This is a genomic window from Thermoanaerobacterium sp. RBIITD, assembly GCF_900205865.1.
GTDB lineage: Bacteria > Bacillota > Thermoanaerobacteria > Thermoanaerobacterales > Thermoanaerobacteraceae > Thermoanaerobacterium.
On record NZ_LT906662.1, the window covers coordinates 1,432,004 to 1,452,348 of the forward strand.

Consider the following 20,345-nt stretch of genomic DNA (forward strand, 5'->3'; position numbering starts at 1 on the left):
AATTATTGGATAAAAGTACGGAGGTATGAATATGGCAAAAGATGAAACATATGGTGCAAGTCAGATTCAGATACTTGAGGGCCTTGAAGCAGTCAGGAAACGTCCGGGAATGTATATAGGCAGTACAGGCAGCAGAGGACTACACCATCTTGTATATGAGATCGTCGACAATAGTATTGATGAGGCATTAGCAGGTTATTGTAAAAATATTCTTGTTATTATTCATAAAGATAATTCTATAACAGTAAAAGATGATGGAAGAGGTATACCAACAGGGATACACCCTAAGGTTGGTAAATCAGCTGTTGAAGTTGCACTCACAATGCTCCATGCTGGTGGTAAATTTAATAATGATGCATATAAGGTTTCAGGGGGGCTCCATGGTGTTGGTGTTTCGGTTGTTAATGCCCTTTCAGAAAAGCTTGAAGTAATTGTAAAGCAAAATGGCAAAATTTACAAACAAAAATATGAAAGGGGTATCCCAAAATCTGAATTGGAGGTCATTGGCGATACTGATGAAACCGGTACAACAATAACTTTTAAGCCAGATAAAGAAATTTTTGAAACATTGGAATATGATTATGATATACTGTCACAAAGGTTAAGAGAGCTATCGTTTTTAAATAAAGGCATAAAGATCAAGTTGAATGATGAAAGAGACGGAAAAGAAGAAGTTTTTCACTATGAAGGTGGAATAATTGAATTTGTAAAATATTTAAATAGAAATAAAGAGGTACTGCATCCAGAACCTATATACATGGAGAGCAAAGATGATACCTATGAAGTAGAGGTTGCTATGCAGTATAACGACACATACGCTGAAAATATATTTAGTTTTGCAAATAATATAGACACAAGAGAAGGCGGAACCCATTTGGTAGGGTTTAAATCTGCTCTAACAAAGGTTATAAATGATTATGCTAGAAAATTCAATATTATTAAGGACAGTGAGAAAAATCTTCAAGGTGAAGATGTAAGAGAAGGATTGACAGCTATAGTAAGCGTTAAGCTGATGGAACCGCAATTTGAGGGACAGACAAAGACCAAGCTGGGCAATACTGAGATGAGGTCTATAGTTGATTCTGTTGTTACTGAAAAGCTAACAACCTTTATGGAAGAAAATCCATCAGTTGCAAAGGTAATACTTGAGAAAGCTACATCAGCAGCTAGAGCCAGAGAAGCAGCAAGGAAAGCCAGAGAGCTTACGAGGAGGAAGTCTGCACTTGAAACAACATCACTTCCAGGCAAGTTAGCAGATTGTTCTGAAAAGGATGCATCGAAGTGTGAACTATACCTTGTTGAGGGTGATTCTGCAGGTGGTTCTGCAAAGATGGGGAGAAATAGTAAGTATCAGGCTATACTTCCACTGAGAGGTAAAATTTTAAATGTTGAAAAAGCAAGACTAGATAAGATATTGTCAAATGAGGAAATTAGAGCCATGATAACGGCACTGGGGACTGGTATCGGGGATGATTTTGATATTTCAAAACTGAGATACCATAAGATCGTCATAATGACAGATGCCGATGTGGACGGAAGCCATATTAGAACATTGCTTCTTACATTTTTCTATAGATTCATGAGACCTTTAATAGAAAATGGCAATGTCTATATAGCACAACCACCTCTTTATAAAGTGGAAAAGAACAAAAAGGTTTATTATTCTTATTCTGATAAGGAACTTGATAATCTTTTGAAAGAAATCGGCAGGGAAAATTACAATGTACAAAGGTACAAAGGTCTTGGTGAAATGAATGCAGAACAGCTTTGGGATACTACAATGGACCCCGAAAAAAGGACTATGTTAAAAGTAAATCTCGATGATGCAATTGCAGCAGATGAGATTTTTACGATTCTTATGGGTGATAAAGTAGATCCAAGAAGAGAGTTTATCGAAAAATACGCTAAAACAGTAAGAAATCTCGATATATAAAGAGAGGTGAAATAGATGAGTGAAAATAAAAACGATGATGTAAATAAAGTCATTCCAGTAGACCTTGAAGATGAGATGAAGAAATCTTTTATAGATTATGCCATGAGTGTTATTGTAAGTAGGGCACTACCAGATGTAAGAGATGGATTAAAACCAGTTCATAGAAGAATACTGTATGCCATGAGTGGTCTTGGGCTTACACCGGACAAGGCCTATAAAAAAAGTGTTGCTGTTGTCGGTGAAGTCCTTGGAAAATATCATCCACATGGTGATGTTGCTGTATATGATGCTATGGTTAGAATGGCACAAGATTTCTCTATGAGGGAAACCCTCATTGACGGCCATGGAAATTTCGGTAGCATTGACGGAGATCCTCCTGCAGCTATGAGATATACAGAGGCAAGGCTATCAAAGATTTCCCTTGAAATGCTTACAGATATAAATAAAGAAACTGTTGATTTTGTTCCAAACTTTGATGAAACATTAAAAGAACCAGTTGTACTTCCATCGAGGTTTCCAAATCTTTTAGTAAATGGATCTCAAGGTATTGCGGTAGGTATGGCAACGAACATACCACCACATAATCTTGCAGAAGTAATTAACGGTGTTATAAATTATATAGATAATCCATATATAACGACAGATGAACTTATGAAATATATCAAAGGACCTGATTTTCCAACTGGTGCACTTATAGTTGGAAAAGATGGTATAAGACAGACATATGAGACAGGAAGGGGCAAAATAATAGTAAGGGCAAAAGCCGAAATAGAAGAGCACAATGGCAGGAATAGAATTATTGTAACAGAGATACCGTATATGGTAGTAAAGGCAAAGCTTGTTGAAAAGATTGCAGAACTTGCAAGAGAGAAGCATATTGAGGGCATATCTGATTTAAGGGATGAATCAGATAGAAATGGGATGAAAATTGTCATAGATTTAAAGAGAGATGCAAATCCAAAGGTAATCTTAAATAAACTATATATGCATACACAGATGCAGCAGACATTTGGAGCAATAATGTTAGCCTTAGTCGATGGAACACCAAAAATACTTACATTAAAACAAATTATCGAAAAATATGTCGACCATCAGGCAGACGTTATAACAAGAAGGACAAAATATGATCTTAAAAAAACGGAAGAGAGAGCTCATATATTAGAAGGTTTAAAAATCGCTTTAGATCACATAGATGAAGTTATAAACATCATTCGAAGTTCAAAGACCGAACCTATTGCGAAGAAAAGCTTAATGGATAGATTCGGCTTTAGCGATAGACAAGCACAGGCTATAGTTGATATGAGACTTGGCCGCTTGACTGGTCTTGAAAGACAAAAGGTAGAAGATGAATTAAATGAACTATATAGAAAGATAGAGGAATTAAAAGGCATTCTTGCAGATGAAAGAAAGGTCCTCGACATAATTAGAAATGAACTTACGGAAATAAAAAATAAATTTTCATCTCCAAGAAAAACTCATATAGTTGCAAAAGAAGACGAAATGGACATTGAAGATTTAGTACAGCTTGAAGATGCGGTTGTAACAATGACGCATTTTGGCTATATCAAAAGAATGCCTCTTGATGCATATAAGTCACAAAAGCGTGGTGGAAAAGGTATATCAGGGATATCAACGAGAGAAGATGACTTTGTTGAAAATGTGTTTATAACAACTACACACGATAGACTTCTTTTCTTTACAAATAAAGGTAAAGTCTACAGTTTAAGGACAATCGATGTACCTGAATCGGGAAGACAAGCTAAGGGTACTGCTATAATCAATTTGATACAGATTGAGCAAGATGAAAAAGTTAATGCCGTAATACCAATAAAAAAATCAGTAAAGGCTAAATATGTAGTAATGTGTACTAAAAATGGCATCATTAAAAAGACAAAAATCGATGATTTCCCAACAATAAAGAAAAGCGGTAATACGGCGATTAAACTTGATGATGGTGACGAACTTATCAATGTTAAATTAACCGATGGCGACAGGGAAATAATCATAGGTACATCTAATGGTTATTGTATAAGGTTCCACGAGGACAATTTAAGGCCTATTGGAAGACAAGCAAGAGGTGTTATAGCGATATCGTTAAGAGACGATGATTATGTTGTTGAAATGGACCTTGTAAATAAAGACAGTGAGATATTGGTTGTTACAGAAAATGGATTTGGAAAAAGGTCTGACCTTGAAGAATATAGGACTCAGACAAGAGCTGGTAAAGGCATAATAGCTACAAAAATAACGAAAAAAACTGGTAAATTAGTCGCTATAATGTCTGTTAAAGCAGAGGATGAACTTATGATAATATCAGCAAACGGAATATTGATTAGGACGAATATATCTGATATATCTAAGATGCACAGAGATACAACAGGTGTAACATTAATGAAACTTGACGAAGGTGATAGGGTGGTATCGACAACAAGGATAAATAACGTAGACAGTGATGAATAATATTAACAAAAGAAGGATTTTTAAATATAATGACATATGTATATAGTTGTCAAAAAAATTTCTGAAGGAGAGGTCTTCATGAGAAAAGCATTAGCTATAGGGATTGCTACTACATTAGTTGTGGTTAGTTTAGCAGGCTGTGCTTCAAAGACAGCTTCCGGTGCTTTCAAAGATGGTACATACAAAGCTGAACAACCATTATTTGATTCATATGGCTGGAAGGGTCAAATCGAAATAACAATAAATGACGGCAAGATTTCAAATGTCGTATACAATGAAGTTGACAAAAATGGCAAATTTAAAAGAGATGACAAACAATATGCTAACAAAATGAAAGCTGAAAACAACGTTACACCAAAGGAAGCTGATGAAAAATTGCAGAAATCTTTAATTGATAAACAGGATACTTCAAAGGTTGATACTGTTGCTGGTGCAACAGAGACATCAAAGACATTTAAAGAGTTAGCAGACCAGGCTCTAAAGGATGCAAAGAAGTAAGAAAAAGCCCTTAAAAGAGGGCTTTTTCTTTTATGGATCAACCTTTAGGATTCCAAGAGCTTTTTCAAGGTCTATAATATGGTTTTCTTCTTCCAATGCTATATTTCTTATTTTTTGCCCAACATCGTATAATCCAATTTGTTCGGATTGTGCTATTCTCTGATTATAACTATTTAAAGCATCATATTCATATGTTAGATCCTGGTACAGCATTTCACGGTTATCGAGAGATGTTTGTCTTGGATAGACTTCGACTGTAGGGATACCTCCAAGGTATTGTATTAGATCTGTCAATATTACAGCATGTTCATGTTCATCTTTAGCGTGCTCTAATATTTTATCAATAACTTCGACATATTCAGGTCCATGTAACATGCTGGCATGTTGTATATACTGTATCATAGCTGCATATTCTTTCGTAAGGTCCAAATTTAAATTAATTATTAATTCTTTTTTATTCATTAAGCATTCACCTCTAATTTAATCATATGTTGTAAAAAATGTGTATGTTACATATTAAAATTGAAAAATATATTTTTTAATTTGATGAAAATGTAATCATTTTAATAAAAAAGTATTTTTTTACTTTTGTATTTAAAATTTTTTAATAAGTGTAAACGATAAATTATTTAAAATTTATAAAAAATTTATTTGACTAATTTATTATAAGCTGTTAAAATAACACTTAATTTCATCTTTAGTTTTACACTTTAATAATAAAAAGCAATGATGGAGAGGGGTATATGTATGAGCTTAAGAGAGCCGGTGGTGGCTGCGAACCGGTGCTACAGCATATATTAGATCGCTCCGGAGTAGTTAATCTGAACCAAGTAGGATTAACCGTATATCTGCGTTAAAGATTTAGTATTTTTACTTACTGAGGCATTTGTCGTGAGGCAAATGTAAAGTCAGGTGGTACCGCGAGGAAAAATCCCCGCCCTGAAATATGGGCTGGGATTTTTAATTAGAAGGAGGTGATATTATCAGGCATGTTATATCAGTATTAGTAAATAATCATTCTGGGGTACTGTCAAGGGTTGTTGGCCTTTTTTCAAGAAGGGGCTACAACATAGAAAGCCTTGCAGTCGGTACTACCGAGCAGAACGACCTATCTCGGATTACTTTAACAGTCGAAGGCGACGATTATGTAATAACCCAGATCATAAGACAGCTTAGCAAATTGTATGATGTCAAAAAAGTTCAGGACGTCGGGGCATATGAAAATGTGTCGAGAGAACTTTTATTAGTAAAAGTAGAAATGAATTCCAATAACCGAGATGACATCATGCAGATAGTTGAAACCTTCAGGGGGAAAGTCATTGACATTTCGTTAAACTCGCTTATCATCGAAATCACTGGTGATAGTGAAAAGGTAAATGCATTTATCAAACTTATTAAGCAATTTCAAGTCAGAGAACTTACAAGAACAGGTCTTATTTCGCTCGAAAGAGGCAATAAAATTTTAAAAGAATATGAGGAGGAAATTTAAAATGGCAAAAATGTATTATGAAGAGGATGCGGATTTAAATCTACTGAAAGGTAAGAAAATTGCGGTAATTGGCTTTGGTAGCCAAGGTCATGCTCACGCATTAAATCTTAAAGACTCTGGATTGGATGTAGTTGTAGGGCTTTACAAAGGAAGTAAATCTGCAGAAAGAGCAAAAGAAGCAGGTCTTACAGTATTAAGTGTTGATGATGCATGTGAGGCTGCAGATGTAATTATGGTTCTTATACCAGATGAGAAACAATCAAAAGTATACAAAGAAAATATAGAAAAACATTTAAAACCAGGCAATGCCTTGGCATTTGCACATGGATTTAACATCCATTTCCATCAGATCGTACCACCAGAATTTGTAGATGTATTTATGGTAGCACCAAAAGGGCCAGGACACCTTGTAAGAAGAGTATTTCAGGAAGGCCAAGGTGTTCCAGACTTAGTTGCAGTATATCAAAATTATACTGGAAAAGCTTTTGAACTTTCATTGGCATACGCTAAGGGAATCGGTGGAACGAGAGCAGGCGTTATAGAGACGACTTTTAAGGAAGAAACGGAAACAGACCTCTTTGGTGAGCAGGCAGTTTTATGTGGTGGTATAACAGAGCTTATGAAGGCTGGTTTTGAAACACTTGTAGATGCTGGATATCAGCCACAAATAGCTTATTTTGAATGTATCCATGAGATGAAGCTTATAGTTGACCTCATCTATGAAGGCGGTTTTGGAAAAATGAGATATTCTATTTCAGATACAGCTGAATATGGGGATTATATGACGGGAAAGAGACTCATAACAGAAGATACAAGGAAAGAAATGAAAAAAGTACTTAATGAGATCCAGAATGGAGAATTTGCAAAGAAGTGGCTATTAGAAAATCAAATTGGCAGACCACAATTTAATGCCATGAGAGAAAAAGAAGCAAATCAAAAACTTGAGAAAGTCGGCAAAGAGCTCCGCGAAATGATGTCATGGCTTAAAAAGAACTAAAAAGGGGGCCTGTATATGGGGGATAAGAAGGTCATTGTATTTGATACCACATTAAGAGATGGCGAACAGACACCGGGTGTCAGTTTTAATAAAGATGATAAATATAGGATAGCAAAGCAGCTTGTCGCTCTCGGCGTTGATGTAATTGAAGCAGGTTTTCCTGCCGCATCAAATGGCGATTTTGAAGCAGTCAAGAATATATCCGACAATATAGAAGGTGTAACAGTAGCGGGTTTATCCCGCTGCGTTAAAGATGATATAAATAAGACATATAATGCGATAAAAGGTGCAAAAAGATCGAGGATACACCTATTTATAGCAACGTCTGACATTCACCTTAAATACAAGCTGAAAATATCGAGAGATGAAGCATTAAAGATGGCATCCGAATGCGTAAAATATGCAAAGGGAAAATTTGATGAGATACAATTTTCTGCGGAGGATGCATCTAGAACTGACTGGGATTTCCTCGTTAAAATATTTAGCGAAGTGATTGATTCAGGCGCTACCATCATTAATATACCTGATACAGTAGGATATGCGGTTCCAAAAGAATTTGGCAGCTTAGTAAACTATGTTAAAAACAATGTACCAAATATTGATAATGTGATAATAAGCGCACATTGCCATAATGACCTTGGAATGGCTGTAGTTAACTCCCTTGCGGCATTAGAAAACGGTGCTACTCAGGTTGAGGTTACTGTATGTGGAATAGGTGAAAGGGCTGGAAATGCATCTTTGGAAGAGGTAATAATGGCAATAAACACGAGAAAAGATTATTTTGATTTGTACCACAGTATAAACACTAAAGAGATATACAAAACATGTAAACTTGTCAGTGAGCTATCTGGCATTGCAATTCAGCCAAATAAAGCTATTGTGGGTGCTAATGCTTTTAGACATGAAGCTGGAATACATCAACATGGTGTAATAAATAATAAAGCGACGTACGAGATTATGAAGCCTGAAGATATAGGTATTTTAACAGATCATATAGCTATGGGAAAATTATCAGGGAGAAATGCTTTTGAACTTAAATTGGAAGAGATGGGTTATCATCTATCACATGAGGAGATTAACGAAGCTTTTCATAAATTCAAAGACTATGCGGATAATAAAAAAATTATAAATGACGAAGATATTAAATCGATTGTTGACGATGTTATCTTAAATTATAGAAATCTCAAGGAGGGAGAGTTTTGGGCTTAACACTCACACAGAAAATACTTTCAAATAAGGCAGGATATGAAGTTAGAGCTGGTGAACTCATTGAGATAGATGTAGACATGGTTCTTGGGAACGATGTTACATCGCCTGTTGCTATAAATGAGTTTTTAAAAATCGGTGCTAAGAGGGTCTTTGATAAAAATAAGATCGCACTTGTACCAGATCATTTTGTCCCAAATAAAGACATAAAATCAGCTGAGCAGGTTAATACTGTACGCAAATTTGCGAGAGAATATGGCATTGTAAATTTCTTTGAAGTAGGGAAAATGGGGATTGAGCATGCACTTTTACCTGAAAAAGGTTTGGTTTTGCCTGGTGATGTCGTCATAGGTGCAGATTCACATACATGTACCTATGGCGCAATTTCCTGTTTTTCAACAGGCGTAGGAAGCACCGATATGGCTTGTGCAATGGCGACTGGAAAAGCATGGTTTAAAGTACCGGAAGCTATTAAGTTCAATTTAAAAGGCAAATTAGATAAATGGGTAAGCGGAAAAGACGTAATTTTGTATATTATTGGTATGATAGGCGTTGATGGTGCGCTTTACAAATCGATGGAGTTTACAGGTGATATAAGTTCTTTATCGATAGATGACAGATTTACAATTGCAAATATGGCGATTGAAGCAGGGGCAAAAAACGGTATTTTTGATTATGACGAAATTACCGAAGAATATGTTAAAGGGAGAGCATTAAGAGAATATAAAATATTTAAGGCAGATGAGAATGCAGAATATAGCATGGTTTATGATATTGATTTATCAAAGATAGAACCGCAAGTGGCATTTCCGCATCTTCCTGAAAATACAAAACCGATTGATGAAGTTAAAGATATAAAAATAGATCAAGTTGTAATAGGTTCATGTACAAATGGTCGCATGAAGGATATGGAGATAACATATGAAATTTTAAAGGGGAAAAAGGTGCATCCGGATGTAAGGTTAATTATTTTCCCTGCAACGCAGGATATATACCTTGAATGCATAAAAAGAGGTTATATAGAAGAATTTATTAAAGCCGGTGCAGCCGTATCTACACCAACATGTGGGCCATGTCTTGGCGGCCATATGGGAATACTTGCAAAAGGTGAAAGAGCATTATCTACGACAAATAGAAACTTTGTTGGCAGAATGGGCCATACAGAGAGCGAAGTATACCTTGCAAGTCCTGCAGTTGCTGCGGCATCTGCAATTAAAGGGTATATAGTTAGCCCTAAGGAGGTAGTGTAATGGAAGGCAAAGCAATAAAATATGGTGATAATGTTGATACAGATGTAATAATACCTGCGAGGTTTTTAAATACTTCCGATCCAAAAGAACTCGCATCTCATTGCATGGAGGATATTGACAAGGACTTTAAGAATAAAGTTAAATCCGGAGATATAATGATTGTGGGTTATAATTTTGGCTGTGGTTCTTCAAGGGAACATGCACCGATATCGATAAAAGAATCCGGAATATCTTGTGTAATAGCTAAATCCTTTGCAAGAATATTTTACAGAAACGCTATAAATATTGGGCTGCCTATTTTAGAATGTCCAGATGCTGCATCAGTAATAGATGAAGGTGACATTGTTTCAGTTAACACAGAAACAGGTATAATAAAAGATATAACAAAAGGTATCGAATTTAAATCACAGCCATTTCCGCAATTTATAAAAAAGATTATTGAATGTGGCGGGCTTATTAATTATGTCAAAGAAAAGGTGACATAGAAAGGAAGGTAGAAATGTATAGGATAACTGTATTACCAGGTGATGGAATAGGTCCTGAAGTTATAGATGAAGCATTAAAAGTATTAAATGTAATATCAAATAAATATAATGTTAAATTCGATACTAAAAAATATCTTTTTGGTGGTATTGCAATAGATAAATATAATACACCATATCCTAAGGAAACTGAAGAGGCATGTTTGAATAGTGATGCAGTATTACTTGGGGCTGTTGGAGGGCCTAAATGGGATATGTTGGACGGCGATAAAAGACCTGAAGCGGGTTTATTGGCATTAAGAAAAAGCCTTGGAGTATATGCAAATCTAAGGCCTGCCACGCTTTTTAGTCCCTTGAGGGGTTCTTCACCTTTAAAAGATGAATTATTAAAAGATGGACTTGATGTACTTGTAGTAAGAGAATTGACGGGCGGTATATATTTTGGACCGAGAGGTACAGAGAAAACAGAATATGGTTACAAAGCATATGATACAGAGGTATATGATACAAAGGAAATAGAGAGGATAGCATATATCGCTTTTGAGATAGCTAAGAAGAGAAAGAAAAAGGTAACATCTGTTGATAAGGCAAATATATTGGATTCATCGAGGCTTTGGAGGAAGGTAGTAAATAATGTAAGCCAAAAGTATCCAGATATAGAATTAAATCATCTCTATATAGACAATTGTTCGATGCAGCTTATAAAAGACCCTTCACAATTTGACGTGATACTTACATCAAATATGTTTGGAGATATATTAAGTGATGAAGCATCACAGCTTACAGGATCCATAGGTATGCTACCATCTGCAAGTCTAAGAGGCGATAAAGTCGGATTATATGAACCTGTACACGGTTCTGCACCAGATATAGCAGGGACAAAAAAAGCTAATCCCCTTGCGACTATTTTGTCATTGGCGATGATGCTTGAATATTCTTTTGATATGGTAGATGCTGCAAAAGACATTAGGCAGGCAGTAAATAATATTTTGGAGGATGGGTATAGAACGGCGGACCTTGGTAAGGGAAAGATACTTAATACACAAGAGATGGGTGATATTGTTGTTAAATACTTAAAGGAGTGATTTATATGCTAAGTGATAACATTAAAAAGGGACCTGAAAAAGCACCACATAGGTCATTATTATATGCACTCGGTTTTACAGATGAAGAAATAGAAAGGCCTATTATCGGTATTGCCAACTCAAAAAGCGAAATCATTCCAGGCCATATGAATCTTGACAAAATAGCAGAAGCCGTAAAGGCGGGTGTAAGAATGGCTGGTGGTACACCTGTAGAGTTTTCTACAATTGGTGTTTGTGACGGTATTGCTATGAATCATAAGGGAATGAAGTATTCACTTGCATCAAGAGAGTTAATAGCAGACAGCGTAGAAACAATGGCAATGGCACACGGTTTTGATGGCCTCGTTCTCATACCAAACTGCGATAAAATTGTTCCTGGTATGCTTATGGCTGCTGCAAGGCTTAATATACCATCAATAATTATTAGCGGGGGGTCAATGCTTGCTGGTACATACAAAGGAAATCCATATGATTTAAGTTCAATGTTTGAAGCAGTTGGTTCCTTAAAAGCTGGGAAAATAACCGAAGAGGAATTGCACGACATGGAGATGGCGGCATGTCCAACATGTGGCTCATGTTCCGGAATGTATACTGCAAATACAATGAATTGCCTTTCAGAAGTCTTAGGGCTTGGTTTACCTGGAAATGGAACAATACCTGCGGTATATTCTGAGAGAATTAGGCTTGCAAAATATGCCGGTATCAAGGTCATGGATCTTTTAAAAAAAGATATTAAGCCGAAAGATATATTGACAAAAGATGCTTTTATAAATGCATTTTGTGCAGATATGGCACTTGGAGGTTCTACAAATACGGTTTTGCACTTAAAAGCGATAGCACATGAAGCAGGTGTTGAGATTCCGTTGGAAGAGATAAATGTTATTAGTTCAAAAGTTCCGAATCTTTGCAAATTGAGTCCGGCTGGTAAATATCATATTGAAGACCTGTACCATGCTGGTGGTATATCAGCTCTGTTAAATGAATTGTCAAAATTAAGTATCCTAAATACAGAGTGCATAACAGTTACTGGAAAAACTCTCGGCGAAAATATAAAAAATGCCGTTATTAAAAACTATGATGTTATACATTCCATTGAAAATCCTTATAGCAAAACGGGTGGTCTTGCAATATTATATGGTAATATCGCTAAAGATGGCTCTGTTGTAAAAGCATCAGCAGTATCAAACGAGATGCTCCAACATTCTGGTCCTGCAAGAGTTTTTGACTCTGAGGATGAGGCGATTAAAGCGATATATGAGGGAAAAATAGAAAAAGGCGATGTCGTCGTTATAAGATATGAAGGGCCAAAAGGCGGTCCTGGGATGAGAGAGATGCTAAGCCCTACATCGGCACTTGCTGGCATGGGCCTTGATAAAGATGTAGCATTAATAACAGACGGAAGATTCTCCGGTGCGACAAGAGGTGCCTGCATTGGTCATGTATCACCGGAAGCTATGGAAGGTGGAGAAATAGCCCTTATAAAAGATGGGGACATCATAGACATTGATATACCTGGAAGAAAGCTAAATTTAAGAATAAGTGACGATGAACTTAAAGAAAGGTTGAAAAATTTCAAAAAACCGGAGCCAAAGATAAAAACAGGTTATATGGCGAGATATGCCAATGAAGTCACGTCGGCAAGTACAGGTGCAGTTTTTGCGGAAGTTAAATAGATTTATTTACTGTTACATTGGAAAGGAGGCATGTTGATGATTTTAAAAGGTGCACAGGTTATCATTGAAGTATTAAAAGAGCAAGGTGTCGATACACTGTTCGGTATTCCCGGTGGCTCAGTTATTCCACTTTACGATGCATTATATGATTCAGACTTAAATCATATCCTTGCTACACATGAGCAAATGGCTGCACACATGGCAGATGGATATGCAAGAGTAACGGGAAGAGTCGGTGTGTGTATAGCTACATCAGGACCTGGAGCAACAAACTTAGTCACTGGTATTGCAAATGCTTATATGGATTCAATTCCTATTGTTGCAATAACAGGTCAGGTTGCAACAAATCTAATAGGGAAGGATTCCTTCCAGGAAGTTGACATTGCCGGTATTACGATGCCTGTGACAAAGCATAATTTTATAGTAAAATCTCCAGATAAATTAGCTGACACATTAAGAGAAGCATTTTACATTGCACAAGAAGGAAGGCCAGGACCTGTTTTAGTTGATATACCAAAGGATATCCAGACAGCAAATATCAATTATATCAAGCGAAAAGATTTTTATGTAGAGGAAAAAAAGCATAGTGTTAATGAAGAGGATTTAAATAAAGCGATTGAACTAATTAAATTGAGCAAAAGGCCTGTAATATTTGCGGGTGGCGGTGTAATATGGAGTGAGGCATCAAAAAGCCTTTATGATTTTGCTAAAAAAGCTATGATTCCGGTTGCCAGTTCCCTTATGGGACTCGGATGTTTTCCTGAAGATGACGAACTTTCACTTGGACTTATAGGGATGCATGGAAGCCGTTATGCAAATATGGCGGTTTATAAATCAGACCTTATTATAGCAATAGGTTCGAGATTCAGTGATAGAGTTGCTGGAAAAGCAGGAGGTTTAGCACCTGATGCAAAAGTTATTCATATTGATATAGATCCAGCTGAGATAGGAAAAAACATCGATGTTGATGTTCCACTTGTTGGTGATACAAAAGAAGTATTAGTACTTATTAATGATAGGATCGAAAATATAAACCATAATGAATGGATGCAAGAACTTTTGACTATAAAAGAAAAAAATGTATTTAGATATAAGGATGACGGTAAATTAAAGCCTCAATGGATTATTGAGAAGATACAAGAAATCGGAAAAGATAATCTTATAATGGCGACAGAAGTTGGTCAGAATCAGATGTGGACAGCACAATATTTCAAATTTAAAGAGCCAAGGACATTTGTGACATCGGGCGGACTTGGCACGATGGGATTTGGACTTCCGGCTGCAATAGGTGCACAAGTAGGAAATCCTAAGAAGCGCGTTGTCAATATTGCTGGCGATGGCAGCATCAGAATGAATATTCACGCTTTTGAGACTGCGGCTATATACAATATACCAGTGATTACAATTATTCTTAATAATCAGACACTAGGAATGGTAAGACAATGGCAAAAACTCCTTTTTAATAAAAGATATTCAGAGACAGATTTGAATCCAAATCTTGATTTTTCAAAAGTAGCTGAAGCATTAGGAGTAGCCGCAAAAAGAATTTCTACAAAAGAAGAGTTTGAAGGTGCTTTTGCAGAAGCTATAACATATAATAGACCATATGTTTTAGAATGTATGATAGACAAAGATGAGATGGTGCTGCCGTTTATTCCAGCTGGTGGTACAGTTGAAGATACGATAGGGTAGTATTTAAATTTAGTTTATGATATAATATATAAAATCGAATAACCTTCAGGGATTGGTGCAATTCCATACCGGCGGTAAAGCCCGCGAGCCTATGGCTGATCTGGTCAAATTCCAGAGCCGACAGTATAGTCTGGATGAGAGAAGGTAGTTATACGCATTTAATTTTAAGAAAAGCCCTGAAGCTATGATTTCAGGGCTTAATTTTTATGGGGTGTTAATTTTGGAACAATACATGAAAAGAGCTCTTGAGCTTGCTAAATTAGGATGGGGATATACAAATCCTAATCCACTTGTTGGAGCGGTAATCGTAAAAGACAGTAGAATAATCGGTGAGGGTTATCATGAGTATTTTGGCGGGCCACATGCAGAAATAAATGCAATAAAAAATGCAAAAGAAGATGTTAAAGGTGCTCAATTATATGTAACATTAGAGCCTTGTTGTCATCATGGGAAAACGCCACCGTGTGTCGATGCAATTATAAAATCAGGGATTCAAGATGTCTATATAGCTATGGAGGATCCTAATAGCTTTGTTTCTGGGAAAGGGATAAAGTATCTTAAAGAGGCAGGCTTAAATGTATATACAGGAATTTTAAAAAACGAAGCGCAAAAATTAAATGAAATCTTTATAAAGTATATCACAACTAAAATTCCTTATGTGATTTTAAAATCTGCAATGACTGTTGATGGCAAGATTGCAACAACTATTGGTGATTCTAAATGGATAACAAACGAAAAATCAAGAGAGCATGTCCATATGTTAAGAGGACGTGTCATGGCAATAATGGTCGGTGTTAATACGGTAATCAAAGATAATCCATACCTTACCGCGAGAATAAGAGGGTTAAAAAGTCCTACAAGGATTATAATCGATAGCCAAGGAAGAATTCCATTGGATTCAAATGTTTTATGCGATAGATCGGCAAAGACTATAATTGCAACAACTAAAAAAATGCCTGTGGATAAAATAAATAAATTAAGGAATTTGGCTATCGACATTATAATTGTCGATAGCATAGATGGAAAAGTGAATTTAAAAGAATTAATAAAAGTACTTGGAACTATGGGCATAGACAGTGTACTTATCGAAGGAGGAGGAACATTAAATTACTCGGCTTTAAAAGAAGGAATAGTCGACAAAGTCATGTTTTATATAGCACCAAAGATTATAGGTGGTAGTAATGCGTTAACACCCGTAGAAGGAAATGGAATTGATTATATAAAGGATGCGATAAAGCTTAATGATATAGAGATAACAAAGTTTGATGATGACATACTTATAACCGGATATATTGAAAAGTGGGTGTGAATTATGTTTACAGGAATAATAGAAGAGGTTGGCAAAGTCAAAAGATTACAACATGGTGATTTCACTAAATTAATAATAGAATGTGAAAAAGTCATAGATGGTACAAAAGTTGGAGATAGCATAGCTGTAAATGGAGTATGTCTTACAGTTACAAATATAGATAAAAACTTAATTACTGCGGATGTAATGCCGGAAACATTAAAGTCAAGCAATTTAGGAAGCTTAAAAAATGGAAGTATTGTTAACCTTGAAAGAGCGTTAAGTCTAACAGGGAGGCTTGGAGGTCATATTGTAACAGGTCATATAGATACAACAGGTACTATAATCAATAAAATTTTGGACATGAATGCACATATATTTAAAATAAGCATTGATGAAAGATACTCAAAGTATGTGGTAAGTAAAGGAAGCATAGCTGTTGATGGTATTAGCTTGACTGTTGTTGAAGCATCTATGAATTATTTTACAGTATCAATAATACCTCATACAGAGTCTTATACAACACTTAAACATAAAGGCGTAGGAGACAGTGTCAATATAGAAGTGGATATATTAGCAAAATATATAGAAAAAATTATTCCAAAAAGGAGTATTGAAGATTTGCTTAAAGATAATGGATTTGTGTAATTTTTATTGTATTTATTTTTAAAATATTATATAATTAATTAAGATAACTTAATAGAGTATGCCTTCAGGGATTGGTGTAATTCCATACCGGCGGTATAGCCCGCGAGCCTATGGCTGATCTGGTTAAATTCCAGAGCCGACAGTACAGTCTGGATGAAAGAAGGAGTTAATGAAAACATAGGATTTAATTTATTATAATATAGAATTTAATGTTTCAAAGCCCTGAGGTATAAATACTTCAGGGCTTTATTATATTTTTGAAGGTATATTCTTTTATAGAATTAGAAGGAGCTGATAAATTTGCTTGATGTGATTGAAGATGTTGTAAATGATATTAAAGATGGTAAAATGGTTATTGTTGTTGATGATGAAAACAGGGAAAATGAGGGCGACTTAGTCATGGCTGCAGAAAAGGTTACAGGAGAGCACATTAATTTTATGATAAAGTACGGCCGTGGTCTTGTATGTGCTCCAATGACGGAAAAGAGACTTAATGAGCTTGGAATTTACCAGATGGTTGAAAATAATACTGATCATAAAGAAACTGCTTTTACTGTATCTGTGGATTATAAGGATTGTAAAACAGGGATTTCCGCATATGAGAGAGCATTAACCATAAAAATGCTTATTGATGATAATGCTAAACCGGAGGATTTTACAAAGCCTGGACATGTATTTCCATTAAGAGCAAAAGATGGCGGTGTATTAAAAAGAGCAGGACATACAGAAGCTGCCTTTGACCTTGCAAAGCTTGCTGGCCTTAAAAGTGCCGGTGTAATATGTGAGATAATAAAAGATGATGGTACAATGGCGAGGCTTCCTGACCTTTTAGAGTTTTCTAAGAAATTTAATCTTAAAATAGTATCTATTGCGGACTTAATAGAATACAGAAGGAAAAACGAAACACTTGTAAAAAGAGTAGCTGAAGCACAGTTACCTACAAAATATGGGGATTTCAAAATAATAGGATATGAAGAAATTCTAACGGGGAAAGAACATGTGGCACTTATAAAAGGAGAGTTAACTGAAGAACCTACACTTGTGAGAGTACATTCAGAATGCTTAACAGGCGAAATAATGGGATCTTTAAGATGTGATTGTGGTGACCAGCTACATGCCGCACTAACAAAGATTGGACAGGAAGGTGGCGTTCTCCTATACCTAAGACAGGAGGGTAGAGGAATTGGCCTTATAAACAAGATAAAAGCATATCACCTTCAAGACGGTGGTCTTGATACTGTAGATGCAAATCTAAAGCTTGGATTTCCGGCGGATATGAGAGAATACGGTATAGGAGCACAGATCTTAAAAGATTTGGGCTTAAAAAAGCTTAGAATAATGACTAATAATCCTAAAAAATTAGCCGGTATATCAGGTTATGGACTTGAAATAGTAGAAAGGGTCCCTATAGAGATATGTCCAAATGATCATAATGAAAAATACCTTGAAACAAAAAAGGAAAGGATGGGCCACATCCTTCACGCTGTATGAAATCCGGACATGGGACAGTTTTCTTTCTGATTTTGTAAATGGAGACTATGATAATTTTATATATAAATTATTTGTGAGGAGAGATTAACTTGAAAATATATGAAGGCAAACTCATTGGTGAAGGTTTAAAAATAGGAATAGTTATAAGCAGGTTCAATGAATTCATAACAAATAAGCTTTTAGACGGTGCTCTAGATGCACTTAAGAGGCATGGTGTAAAAGATGACGATATAGAAATCGCCTGGACTCCCGGTGCATTTGAATTGCCTCTTATAGCGAAAAAAATGGTAATGAAAAAAAAATATGACGCCATTATTTCACTTGGTGCAGTAATAAGAGGAGATACGCCACATTTTGATTATGTTGCAAATGAAGTATCAAAGGGAATTGCAAAAGTTTCGATTGATTTTGATACACCTGTTATATTTGGCGTACTTACGACAGATACGATTGAACAGGCGATTGTAAGGTCTGGTACAAAAGCTGGTAATAAAGGTTTTGATGCTGCAGTTTCGGCGATAGAGATGGCAAATTTATTAAAAGAATATAATACTACCGTACTATGAACTTTCTATTTGATATGATATTTACAGAATATCAGATGTAGGTTTTATAAAAATGGATAAAAAGTATGTTACAGTTGTAGGGAGTAATCAAATTTTGGGCCACACATATTTAATGCTGGCCAGATGCTAAAATTAACAAAAAATGTAAATAATGAATATGATGATGAAAGCAAACAAATTTAAACCTCCTATTAGGAGGTTTTTCATTTTAAATTATTTTTATTTCCAAGATGGCACGATTCCGGCTTTTTGAAGTGTTTTAAATAAAACCACGAACACGGGCCCCATTATAAGGCCTAAACCGCCAAAAAGCTTTGCACCAATAAACATAGAGAGAAGCGTTACAAGTGGGTGGAGACCTATGCTTTTTCCTACAATTTTTGGCTCTATGATTTGCCTTACAACTGTTACGAAACCTAAGAGTATTAATAAATATATTCCTATCATATAGTTTTTAGTAAGTATGTTATATAAAGCCCATGGCACTAGAACTGAACCAGAACCCAAAACAGGTAGTATATCGACGAAACTAACTATCAAGCCTAATAAAAATGCATAATCAAATCCAATGATAGTCAGGCCTATTGAAACTTCCATAAATGTTATAAACATTATGATTATTTCAGCCCTTAAAAAACCAATAAGTGTTTGAAATAGTTCGATTTTTATGTAATTTGCGTGTTTAGTCCAGACGGATGGGAATTGTCTTTTAAAAAAATTGATTATCATCCATTTATCCTTGCTTAAGAAGTATGTTGAAACAATTGTTATAAGCGTCATAAAGAATAAATTTGGTAACTTTGCAGCTAAACTTAAAAGCCATGAAGCTATGTTTTTTGCAATGATAGATATATTATTCAGAATTGACTGAAGGTTATTCTCAAAAAATGTTGTAATGTTTGGTGGCAATGTAATGTAATATCTTCTGATCCTATCTATCGTATCAGGTATAATCAAATCGAAATTTTTTGTATACTTTGGTGCGTATTCTGCAAGCGTATTGAGCTCAAAAATCAGTTGTGTTATCAAAAGTGTAATTAAAAGGCCTATTATTGCAATCAACATAAATATCAGTAAGATAGAAGAAATTCCTCGCGGTATTCTTAATTTCTTTTCAAAAAATTCGACGGCTGGATCAATAAGAATAGCTAAAAATAATGCAATTGCGAAGGGCATCAAAAAAGGAATTAATTTAAATGCCAACAGGTAAAAAGCAATTACTACAACCAAAATAGTTAACATGTCCTTTAAATTACTGCCATATTTTGAGATAAATTCTTTCACCTCGATCCCTCCTTACAATAATTATAATATGACAAAAAGCTTATGTCTACTATTAATAAATAAAATCCGGTATTTCCGGATTTTATTGGGCGGTTTTTATTTTTATTTCGTATGATTTTTTTGCTATTTCGGACTGTGATATAACACCCTTTTCAATTAGAAGCTCAATTAGAGATGTAATTGCAAGTGTGTTTTTATACTCTGTATCTTTTATATTGGCAAGTTCTAAAATATATTTAATTTCGTTCATGCAATACCCCCCTTAACTATTAGATATTTTAATTATTGACATATTTTATTAGA

The 20,345-nt window shown here is 35.3% G+C and carries 18 protein-coding genes, 2 riboswitches and 1 other annotated feature; of the genes, 15 read left to right on the forward strand and 3 right to left on the reverse strand.

Features of this window, described 5'->3' with window-relative positions; genetic code table 11:
- Nucleotides 1–31: 31 nt before the first annotated feature.
- The 3 genes from gyrB to CPG45_RS06640 all read left to right on the forward strand — a co-directional run bounded on the left by gyrB (nucleotide 32) and on the right by CPG45_RS06640 (nucleotide 4,891).
- Nucleotides 32–1,933 (forward strand): DNA topoisomerase (ATP-hydrolyzing) subunit B, encoded by a 1,902-nt coding sequence (gyrB, locus tag CPG45_RS06630; RefSeq protein ID WP_096231181.1) that lies wholly within the window; start codon nucleotides 32–34, stop codon nucleotides 1,931–1,933.
- 15 nt (nucleotides 1,934–1,948) lie between these two features.
- On the forward strand, nucleotides 1,949–4,393 hold the full coding sequence (gene gyrA / locus CPG45_RS06635) for a DNA gyrase subunit A (protein WP_096231182.1): 2,445 nt from the start codon (nucleotides 1,949–1,951) through the stop codon (nucleotides 4,391–4,393).
- A gap of 78 nt (nucleotides 4,394–4,471) precedes the next feature.
- Nucleotides 4,472–4,891, forward strand: a complete 420-nt coding sequence (locus CPG45_RS06640; protein WP_096231183.1) for an FMN-binding protein — start codon at nucleotides 4,472–4,474, stop codon at nucleotides 4,889–4,891.
- Between the two features lie 30 nt (nucleotides 4,892–4,921).
- Here the strand turns inward: CPG45_RS06640 and CPG45_RS06645 are convergent, their stop codons facing one another.
- Nucleotides 4,922–5,353: a ferritin-like domain-containing protein gene (locus CPG45_RS06645; protein ID WP_096231184.1), complete on the reverse strand. Its 432-nt coding sequence runs from the start codon at nucleotides 5,351–5,353 to the stop codon at nucleotides 4,922–4,924.
- Between the two features lie 255 nt (nucleotides 5,354–5,608).
- Nucleotides 5,609–5,836 (forward strand) — a binding site (T-box leader).
- Nucleotides 5,837–5,873: 37 nt separating this feature from the next.
- Between CPG45_RS06645 and ilvN the strand changes: the two genes are divergently transcribed.
- From ilvN to ribH, 12 genes are all read left to right on the forward strand, one after another.
- On the forward strand, nucleotides 5,874–6,380 hold the full coding sequence (gene ilvN, locus CPG45_RS06650) for an acetolactate synthase small subunit (protein ID WP_096231185.1): 507 nt from the start codon (nucleotides 5,874–5,876) through the stop codon (nucleotides 6,378–6,380).
- A 1-nt stretch (nucleotide 6,381) separates the two neighbouring features.
- The gene (ilvC, locus tag CPG45_RS06655) at nucleotides 6,382–7,377 is read left to right on the forward strand and encodes a ketol-acid reductoisomerase (protein WP_096231186.1); all 996 of its coding nucleotides are present in this window, start codon (nucleotides 6,382–6,384) and stop codon (nucleotides 7,375–7,377) included.
- 15 nt (nucleotides 7,378–7,392) lie between these two features.
- On the forward strand, nucleotides 7,393–8,586 hold the full coding sequence (locus tag CPG45_RS06660; protein WP_096231187.1) for a 2-isopropylmalate synthase: 1,194 nt from the start codon (nucleotides 7,393–7,395) through the stop codon (nucleotides 8,584–8,586).
- A complete protein-coding gene (gene leuC, locus CPG45_RS06665; protein ID WP_096231188.1) occupies nucleotides 8,577–9,833 on the forward strand; it encodes a 3-isopropylmalate dehydratase large subunit in 1,257 nt (418 codons plus the stop codon). Before CPG45_RS06660 ends, leuC begins: the two co-directional genes overlap by 10 nt.
- On the forward strand, nucleotides 9,833–10,318 hold the full coding sequence (gene leuD, locus CPG45_RS06670; RefSeq protein ID WP_096231189.1) for a 3-isopropylmalate dehydratase small subunit: 486 nt from the start codon (nucleotides 9,833–9,835) through the stop codon (nucleotides 10,316–10,318). The genes leuC and leuD overlap by 1 nt, the downstream gene beginning before the upstream one ends.
- A 14-nt stretch (nucleotides 10,319–10,332) precedes the next feature.
- Entirely contained in the window at nucleotides 10,333–11,400 is a 1,068-nt protein-coding gene (gene leuB, locus CPG45_RS06675; RefSeq protein ID WP_096231190.1) for a 3-isopropylmalate dehydrogenase, read from the forward strand.
- 5 nt (nucleotides 11,401–11,405) lie between these two features.
- Complete coding sequence (ilvD, locus tag CPG45_RS06680; RefSeq protein ID WP_096231191.1) at nucleotides 11,406–13,073, forward strand: dihydroxy-acid dehydratase; 1,668 nt, start codon at nucleotides 11,406–11,408, stop codon at nucleotides 13,071–13,073.
- 36 nt (nucleotides 13,074–13,109) lie between these two features.
- Nucleotides 13,110–14,765, forward strand: a complete 1,656-nt coding sequence (gene ilvB, locus CPG45_RS06685) for a biosynthetic-type acetolactate synthase large subunit (RefSeq protein WP_096231192.1) — start codon at nucleotides 13,110–13,112, stop codon at nucleotides 14,763–14,765.
- Between the two features lie 37 nt (nucleotides 14,766–14,802).
- A riboswitch (FMN riboswitch) is annotated at nucleotides 14,803–14,915 on the forward strand.
- A gap of 70 nt (nucleotides 14,916–14,985) precedes the next feature.
- Nucleotides 14,986–16,074, forward strand: coding sequence for a bifunctional diaminohydroxyphosphoribosylaminopyrimidine deaminase/5-amino-6-(5-phosphoribosylamino)uracil reductase RibD (gene ribD, locus CPG45_RS06690; protein WP_172856497.1), 1,089 nt, complete (start codon nucleotides 14,986–14,988; stop codon nucleotides 16,072–16,074).
- 3 nt (nucleotides 16,075–16,077) lie between these two features.
- Nucleotides 16,078–16,701 carry a riboflavin synthase gene (locus CPG45_RS06695; RefSeq protein WP_096231193.1) on the forward strand — a complete coding sequence of 208 codons (624 nt, stop codon included), beginning with the start codon at nucleotides 16,078–16,080 and terminating at the stop codon, nucleotides 16,699–16,701.
- 56 nt (nucleotides 16,702–16,757) lie between these two features.
- A riboswitch (FMN riboswitch) is annotated at nucleotides 16,758–16,870 on the forward strand.
- Nucleotides 16,871–17,001: 131 nt separating this feature from the next.
- The gene (locus CPG45_RS06700; protein WP_096231194.1) at nucleotides 17,002–18,192 is read left to right on the forward strand and encodes a bifunctional 3,4-dihydroxy-2-butanone-4-phosphate synthase/GTP cyclohydrolase II; all 1,191 of its coding nucleotides are present in this window, start codon (nucleotides 17,002–17,004) and stop codon (nucleotides 18,190–18,192) included.
- Nucleotides 18,193–18,281: 89 nt separating this feature from the next.
- Complete coding sequence (gene ribH, locus CPG45_RS06705) at nucleotides 18,282–18,758, forward strand: 6,7-dimethyl-8-ribityllumazine synthase (RefSeq protein ID WP_096231195.1); 477 nt, start codon at nucleotides 18,282–18,284, stop codon at nucleotides 18,756–18,758.
- Between the two features lie 219 nt (nucleotides 18,759–18,977).
- On the opposite strand, the gene ytvI is transcribed toward ribH, so the two are convergent.
- Both ytvI and CPG45_RS17005 read right to left on the reverse strand, forming a co-directional pair.
- On the reverse strand, nucleotides 18,978–20,042 hold the full coding sequence (ytvI, locus tag CPG45_RS06710; RefSeq protein ID WP_096231196.1) for a sporulation integral membrane protein YtvI: 1,065 nt from the start codon (nucleotides 20,040–20,042) through the stop codon (nucleotides 18,978–18,980).
- 82 nt (nucleotides 20,043–20,124) lie between these two features.
- Complete coding sequence (locus CPG45_RS17005) at nucleotides 20,125–20,292, reverse strand: hypothetical protein (RefSeq protein ID WP_172856499.1); 168 nt, start codon at nucleotides 20,290–20,292, stop codon at nucleotides 20,125–20,127.
- Nucleotides 20,293–20,345 lie beyond the last annotated feature (53 nt).

Bases quoted from the DNA above. Each gene is read 5' to 3' on its own strand.
- gyrB (WP_096231181.1), top strand. From the start codon at position 32: ATGGCAAAAGATGAAACATATGGTGCAAGTCAGATTCAGATACTTGAG.
- gyrA (WP_096231182.1), top strand. From the start codon at position 1,949: ATGAGTGAAAATAAAAACGATGATGTAAATAAAGTCATTCCAGTAGAC.
- CPG45_RS06640 (WP_096231183.1), top strand. From the start codon at position 4,472: ATGAGAAAAGCATTAGCTATAGGGATTGCTACTACATTAGTTGTGGTT.
- CPG45_RS06645 (WP_096231184.1), bottom strand. From the start codon at position 5,353: ATGAATAAAAAAGAATTAATAATTAATTTAAATTTGGACCTTACGAAA.
- ilvC (WP_096231186.1), top strand. From the start codon at position 6,382: ATGGCAAAAATGTATTATGAAGAGGATGCGGATTTAAATCTACTGAAA.
- CPG45_RS06660 (WP_096231187.1), top strand. From the start codon at position 7,393: ATGGGGGATAAGAAGGTCATTGTATTTGATACCACATTAAGAGATGGC.
- leuD (WP_096231189.1), top strand. From the start codon at position 9,833: ATGGAAGGCAAAGCAATAAAATATGGTGATAATGTTGATACAGATGTA.
- leuB (WP_096231190.1), top strand. From the start codon at position 10,333: ATGTATAGGATAACTGTATTACCAGGTGATGGAATAGGTCCTGAAGTT.
- ilvD (WP_096231191.1), top strand. From the start codon at position 11,406: ATGCTAAGTGATAACATTAAAAAGGGACCTGAAAAAGCACCACATAGG.
- ilvB (WP_096231192.1), top strand. From the start codon at position 13,110: ATGATTTTAAAAGGTGCACAGGTTATCATTGAAGTATTAAAAGAGCAA.
- CPG45_RS06695 (WP_096231193.1), top strand. From the start codon at position 16,078: ATGTTTACAGGAATAATAGAAGAGGTTGGCAAAGTCAAAAGATTACAA.
- CPG45_RS17005 (WP_172856499.1), bottom strand. From the start codon at position 20,292: ATGAACGAAATTAAATATATTTTAGAACTTGCCAATATAAAAGATACA.